Below are 1,087 nucleotides of genomic sequence, written 5' to 3'. Positions count from 1 at the left end.
CGCTGCTGGTATTGTGGTTCACCTTTTTCATTGAATGGAGAAGCATCTGATGTTGTTTTCTCGTATAGATAAAGCGGGAAGCACTGTCCTTTAGAAATCATTTCAAGGTCAGGAATAATATTTGTTATTAGCGAGGAAAATTCTTTTGTCGATCCTCTACCAGTAACAGAAATCACCAGATTTTCGCTGTCTTTGGTGGGGAAGATACGAGGTATTTGGTAAACGCTATTGTTGAAATACTTATCGAAAAATATCCAGCTTTTTGTGAAAGGTCGATATAAAGCCTGTCGCAGACCTTCTGAACTATAAGTACGAAAATTGTGTCGTGCCAGATCCTGTTTCAATTCAAGCGTCCAGCTTATGGTTTTGGTACTAAAATCCAGGAAGTTATCAACATTCAGCCAGTTTTCTTTTACGACCGATTGGCAAAGATTTTTGTATGCTTCTACTGATTTATTGTAGTAAGCAACCATTCCTTCCGTAGTATTGCTAAGATCACCAAGAGATGCGTTATATACCCATGCATCTCGATTTGTCTTTACGCCGTTTGAGTAATTCTCAAAAATCACTTGCGCTGTTTTATCCTTTTTGTTACCCAAGCTGATGTAAGTATCAAAATTTGGATCGCGCTGATTCAACCAATCACCAAACTGATCGGGCTCAATTTCCTGCCAACCTTTCTGCTTGGTAATACCTTCGATGCTCCCAAAGTCAACAATAGTTTTCAGCTTCTGTTCACGCGTCAGATAGTCACCAATATCATAGAAATAGATACGGCCTTGCTTCTTAGATTCGGAGTTCTTGACCAGAATAGAGATGGCAATCGGTGTACGAGTACCTTGTCCAAATACATTATCCTTTTCTTTACGCCGACGTTCTCCAGAAGTTCTTGCATTACCACGCAAGTGAAAAATATATAAATTACTGAATTCCTCAGCCAAACACTGGCGCAATCCATCTGCTGCATTGGCTTCAATAAAACCGGCATTGGTGACAAAGCCAATAACACCGCAATTGCCAATGCGATTAGAAGACCAGCGAATGGCACGAATATAACTGTCATAAAGTGCATTTTTTAACGTTGCTG

1 protein-coding gene is annotated in these 1,087 nt (G+C 39.9%); it reads right to left on the bottom strand.

Annotated features, from left to right (window positions below):
• On the bottom strand, window positions 1-1,087 hold a 1,087-nt coding region (locus ABO04_RS11760; protein WP_205012801.1), incomplete at both ends, for a type ISP restriction/modification enzyme.

This window comes from Nitrosomonas sp. HPC101, from assembly GCF_009833125.1.
Classification (GTDB): Bacteria; Pseudomonadota; Gammaproteobacteria; order Burkholderiales; family Nitrosomonadaceae; genus Nitrosomonas.
Note: the sequence above shows the minus strand (reverse complement) of the source record. Positions and strands in the feature narration are given on the sequence as shown.